This is a genomic window from Streptomyces sp. HSW2009 (assembly GCF_040240285.1).
Classification (GTDB): Bacteria; Actinomycetota; Actinomycetes; order Streptomycetales; family Streptomycetaceae; genus Streptomyces.
Map to the genome: position 1 here is coordinate 1 of NZ_JBEHZD010000545.1, position 5,031 is coordinate 5,031.

Sequence of the window (5,031 nt, forward strand, 5' to 3'; positions counted from 1 at the left end):
CCCCCCCCCCCCCCCCCCCCCCTTTTTTTTTTATTTAATCCGCCCCCACCCTTTAAAAAGGCGGGGTTTGGGGGGGGGGGGGTGTTTTTTTAAAACCCCCCCCCCCCCCCGGCCGGCGCCCCGCCCGCGCCCCGCCGAACGGGACCACCGGGCACGGGGTGGGCAGCCGGAATCGGGAGGGGAGCGCGTCCCCGCCTGGTCCGGCCGCCCGCCCCGTGTTCGCCATGCCCGCCGAGTGCGGCCCATCGCCGCAGGTCAGCCGCTGGGCGGCCGGAAGGGGCGCGGGGGTCGGGGCGGCCGAGTGGTGGTCGCGCCGGCCGGCCCGTGGTGTGGCTGCGGGCCGTCGCCGCCGGGCCTCCGCTCCGTCGCACGGCCTCCAGTCACCGCCGGGTCGCGACCCGCGTCCACACCCATTAACTAAACGTACGGTCGTGCTATTGTCTCCCCGGTAGCCGTTACCGAAGGGGGCCGTATGGATTTCCGTAAGCTCGACCGGGCGGCTGTCCTGGAGACCGTGCGCCTGCTGGGACTTGCCGGTGCGCACGACTGGGACCGGCCCACCCCGTGCGCCGGGTGGACACTGCGCGACCTGGTCGCCCACATGGCCGGCCAGCACCACGGCTTCGCGGCGGCGGCCACCGGCGGCGGCGCCGACCTGGCCGTCTGGCACCCCACCGACCTCGGCGCCGATCCGCAGACGGCGTACGGCGTCGCGGCCGATGCGGTGCTCGACGCCTTCGCCAGGCCCGGGCTGCTGCACACCGAGTTCGACCTGCCCGAGATCAGCACCAGCCGGCGCTTCCCGGCGTCGATCGCCATCAGCTTCCACCTCCTGGACTACGTCGTGCACGGCTGGGACGTGGCCAAGACGCTCGGCGTGCCCCTGGAGTTGGACCAGGAAGTTGTGGAGACCGCGAGCGCCATCGCCCTGCGGGTGCCGGACGACGAGCGGCGCCTTCACCCCGACGCGCTCTTCCAACCGGCCCTGCCCGCCCGCAGCGGCGCACCCGCACTCGACCTCGTCCTGACGTCGCTCGGCAGGTCGCCGGAGTGGTCCGTCCAGGCGGCCCGCTGACGGCCGACCGGCACGCCGGCGCCCCCACAGCCCAGCCGTACCGACCCACAGGGAGACACCCTTGCTCGCCGAACTCCGCAGCCACGTCGCGCAACGCCTGAGCCTGCCGCAGGAGGAGGTGTTCGCCGGGCAGCCGCTCGCCGACGTCCTGGCCGCATCGCCCACCGCGATCAACTCCATCGACCTGCTGGACGCGTTCGCGGGCGCGTTGGCCGACATCGGCATCGAAGACGACGTCGAGCTGCCCACGATGACCCTGGACCACACCGCCGAAGAGGTTGTTGCGGCCCTCGGCAAGCAGCTCGCCCCCACCTCCTCCTGACCCGGAAGGCGTGACCGATGCTGATCATGACCGACATCGTCAAGGAGCTCCGCGCCGGAGCCACCATCACCGACGTGCTCCGCGTCCAGCAGAGCTACCACGAGCAGCGCCGCTGGGGCACCGACTCGCTCTTCGACGGCCGCAAGCTGACCACCCCGGGACCGGGTGACAAGGCCGCCCTGTGGCACGCCTCCCGCGCCGAACTCACCACCCAGCCCGCCGGCATCCGACTCGCCGTCGACGGCGTCAAGCTCGCCGGCGAGATCCGCGAGTCCAACCCGCTCGGCGCCGACGTGCTGCACGTGGCCGCCGCCTGGTCGGCCCGCTACTGGCTGGAGGAGGAGGCCCACCACGAGGTCGCCTTCGGCCGGCTGATGGAGATGGCGGGCGTCGACCCCATCGCCGAGGACGAGGTCATCGAGCACCGCGGGGCCTTCCCCACCGACAACTACGCCCGGGTGTGCATCCTCCAGGCGTGCGTGGAGATCGAAGCCTGCGTCTCGTACGGCTGGCAGTCCCGCACCACCAAGGACGGCCTGGTCCGCGACGTCTTCCACACGATCATGAAGGACGAGGTGCAGCACCGACAGTACTTCGCCTCCTTCGCCAAGGCGCTCGTGGAGTCCGGCGTGTACCCCATCAAGGACGTGCTCTCGATGGCGTACACCTGGATTCGCCCCGACGGCGGCGAGACCTTCGGCTCCACCCGCGAGGCCCAGACCGACCGCCAGGGGTTCGTCAACTGGTGGGAGCGGACCCGGAACACCGGTGAGGAGTTCGGGCTCGGCGCGGAGGCGCTGCACGCGGGCGCCGTGCACGCGCAGAAGCTGGCCAGCGTCCTGGCCCTGGTGCGGGAAGTGACCGGCATTCAGACCCGATCGTATGAGGACCTCAAGCGTGCCTACTTCGCCAGCCTCCGCACGAACGATGTCGACCGGATTCGATCTGCAGTCCGTAACGGAGCTGCGCGAGAGACCGCGCTTGCGCAATAGCGGTGCGGTGTTCAGTCCCGGCGAACGCGCACACTGCTTCTCCCGGCCCGACCCGGACGCCTCACTGACCGGACTGCTCTCGGCCAAGGAGGCGTTCGTCAAGGCCGCCAGCGCCATGGGCGGCGCCCCCGACTACTCCTTCCGCGACATCGAGGTGGTCCACGGCACCGCGGGCCAGCCCAGGGTGAGACTGCACAAGGAACTCGCCCGCTGGTGCCAGGAGCGCAACATCGACGTCGAGGTGTCCATCAGCCACACCGGAGGCATGGCCGGCGCGGTCGTCGTACTCCTGGCTCAGCCGACGGAAAGCGGAGGGCAACCCTGATGAACGCCGGCGCACCGCTGGAGCAACCGCACACCTGCGAAGTCACCCTGCGCGCCAACGACTTCGACTGGGCCGGCCACCTCAACAACAGCGTCTATGTCCAACTCCTGGAGTCCGGACGCTGGGAATGGGGGCTGGCCTGCGGTGTTGACCTGCGCGAGAGCACCCTGGTCGCCGTGGTGCTCCAACTCCACCTCGACTACCTGCGCCCGGTCGAGTGGAATCCGGTGGGCCGGCTCCGGGTGCGCACCTCGCTCGCCGAGCGCTCGGCGTACAGCTTCACGCTGGCGCAGGACGTCGAGCGGCTCGACGGCACGGTGGTGGCCAGCGGGCGGGTGCGCCTCGGGCTGGTGGACCGGGACACCCAACGCATCCACCGGGCCAACCTGGAAGCCATGCTCGGCACACCGGGCGCCCCGGCCACCCCCTCACCCAGGGCCCGTACGGCCCCACCCACCCGCACAGCCAACGAGCCACCCACGGGCACACCCACCGTCACACCCAAAGCCGCCCCCGTGGGTGACCCGACCCACCCCCGTACGCCCGATGTCGCCGCGGCTGCTTCGGCCACACCCGTCACCCCGGCAATCCCGGCGAACCCGGAACCTGCCGCTTCCGCCACCCCGGAGCGTGTCGGATGAGCGCGAACACCCTGCCGGAGGCCCTCGCGGCCCAGTCCCACCGCACCGACGGGGGCGTCACCTTCGGGTCGTCGGCCCAGCGGGAGCGGCTGACGTACGCGGAGTTCACGGAGCAGATCGCGCTGGCCGCCGCCGGCTTCGCCGACCAGGGGGTGCGGCCGGGCGACCGGGTGATGCTGCGCATCGGCAGCTCCCGCGAAGGGCTGCTGGTCCTGCTCGGCCTGATGCACCTGGGCGCGGTGCCCGTCTCCGTCAAGCCCCGCGTCCCCGGCGTCGCCATCGACCACTATTTCGCCGAGGTGGTCCGCCAACAACAGGTGCGCCACGCCTTCGAGATCGCCGGCCACGGCCTGCGCGACCTGCGCCTGGTGACCGGTGCGGGCACCGCGCCGCCACCGGCCGCGGCGAGCCGCGAGGACGTCGCGTTCATCCAGTACACCAGCGGCTCCACCGGCATGCCGCGCCCCATCCCGCTCAGCCACCGGGCCGTCCTCGGCAACGTCGCCGCCATCGGCGCCGTCTCCCAGATGGCCCCGGGCCACGGCGGTCTGATCGCCCTGCCGCTCCACCACGACATGGGCCTGATCGGCGTGCTGACCTCGCTCATCCACGGCATCGACCTGGTGATCGTCGAGCCGGGCCAGTTCCTGCGCCGCCCGCTGGCCGCGCTGGAGTTGATACGCGACGCCGAGCGCGCGCACAGCGCCTTCCCCGATTTCATGCTGCGCTACGTGGCGCGGCGCATCACCGAGGCGACCCGGCGCACCGGCCCCGACCCCCGGCTGTTCGCCGCCTGGTCCACCGTGTTCTGCGGGGCGGAACCGATCAGGGAGGCGTCCGTACGCAGCTTCCTGGACGCCGCCGCCCCCTGGGGCTTCGACCCGACGGCCCTGGTGTTCTGTTACGGCCTGGCCGAGGCCGCGCTGCTGGCCACCTCGCACCGCTACGTCGACCCCGCCACCAGCTTCCACGCCGAAGGCCCCGCCATGACGGCCCGGCTCGGCACCCCCGTACCCGGCCTCGGGTTGCGCGTCGTGGACGAGGGCGGGTCGGTCTGCCCCGAGGGGTTGACCGGCTCGGTGCAACTGCGCGGCGACACGCTCTTCGACGGTTACGACGGCGCCACCGACCACCGCGTCACCTGGTTCGACACCGGCGACCTGGGGTGCCTGCGGGAGGGGGAGCTGTATCTGAACGGCCGCCGCGGCGACCGGGTCTTCGTGGGCGGGGTGAACGTGTTCGTCGCCGACGTGGAGCAGGTGGTGGCGGCCGAACCCGGGGTCGCGGAGTGCGTCACCCTGCCGCACGGCGCGTCCTTCGCCGTCTTCGTCGTGCCCGAGCGGGGCACGCGCCCCGACGTCCAGCGGATCGCGGCCCGGGTCGCCACCGACTTCGCCGCCGCCCCGGAAACCGTCATGGAGGTCTCGCACAGCGCCATCGCCCGCACCGCGAGCGGCAAGCCCGCCCGCGGCCACATGGCGGCGCAACTGGAGCGGGGCATCCTGCCGCGCCCCACCAAGACCTCACTCTGAACGCGCCGTTCAACAAACGGCCGCCTGCCGAGGGGCACGGCGGGTCGGGGGGGGGGGGGGGGGCGGGGGCGCGGCGGCGGGCGGGGGGGGGCGGCCGCGGGGGGGGGCCCCGGCGCGCCGGGGCGGGCGGCGGGCCGCCCCCCC

At 72.7% G+C, this 5,031-nt stretch carries 6 protein-coding genes; all 6 read left to right on the plus strand.

Annotation, left to right across the window (positions count from 1 at the left end; all coding sequences use genetic code 11):
- Positions 1 to 472 precede the first annotated feature (472 nt).
- The 6 genes from AAHZ94_RS28250 (at position 473) to AAHZ94_RS28275 (ending at position 4,887) form a co-directional block, all read left to right on the plus strand.
- Entirely contained in the window at positions 473 to 1,075 is a 603-nt protein-coding gene (locus AAHZ94_RS28250; RefSeq protein WP_349996374.1) for a TIGR03086 family metal-binding protein, read from the plus strand.
- 61 nt (positions 1,076 to 1,136) lie between these two features.
- Positions 1,137 to 1,397, plus strand: a complete 261-nt coding sequence (locus tag AAHZ94_RS28255) for a hypothetical protein (protein WP_349996376.1) — start codon at positions 1,137 to 1,139, stop codon at positions 1,395 to 1,397.
- Positions 1,398 to 1,414: 17 nt separating this feature from the next.
- Positions 1,415 to 2,389, plus strand: coding sequence for a ferritin family protein (locus tag AAHZ94_RS28260; RefSeq protein ID WP_349996378.1), 975 nt, complete (start codon positions 1,415 to 1,417; stop codon positions 2,387 to 2,389).
- On the plus strand, positions 2,379 to 2,714 hold the full coding sequence (locus tag AAHZ94_RS28265) for a holo-ACP synthase (RefSeq protein ID WP_349996380.1): 336 nt from the start codon (positions 2,379 to 2,381) through the stop codon (positions 2,712 to 2,714). Before AAHZ94_RS28260 ends, AAHZ94_RS28265 begins: the two co-directional genes overlap by 11 nt.
- Complete coding sequence (locus AAHZ94_RS28270) at positions 2,714 to 3,355, plus strand: acyl-CoA thioesterase (protein WP_349996382.1); 642 nt, start codon at positions 2,714 to 2,716, stop codon at positions 3,353 to 3,355. The genes AAHZ94_RS28265 and AAHZ94_RS28270 overlap by 1 nt, the downstream gene beginning before the upstream one ends.
- A complete protein-coding gene (locus AAHZ94_RS28275; RefSeq protein WP_349996383.1) occupies positions 3,352 to 4,887 on the plus strand; it encodes an AMP-binding protein in 1,536 nt (511 codons plus the stop codon). The genes AAHZ94_RS28270 and AAHZ94_RS28275 overlap by 4 nt, the downstream gene beginning before the upstream one ends.
- Positions 4,888 to 5,031 lie beyond the last annotated feature (144 nt).

Coding starts and splice junctions, on each gene's coding strand:
- AAHZ94_RS28250 (WP_349996374.1), top strand. CDS start 473: ATGGATTTCCGTAAGCTCGACCGGGCGGCTGTCCTGGAGACCGTGCGC.
- AAHZ94_RS28260 (WP_349996378.1), top strand. CDS start 1,415: ATGCTGATCATGACCGACATCGTCAAGGAGCTCCGCGCCGGAGCCACC.
- AAHZ94_RS28270 (WP_349996382.1), top strand. CDS start 2,714: ATGAACGCCGGCGCACCGCTGGAGCAACCGCACACCTGCGAAGTCACC.
- AAHZ94_RS28275 (WP_349996383.1), top strand. CDS start 3,352: ATGAGCGCGAACACCCTGCCGGAGGCCCTCGCGGCCCAGTCCCACCGC.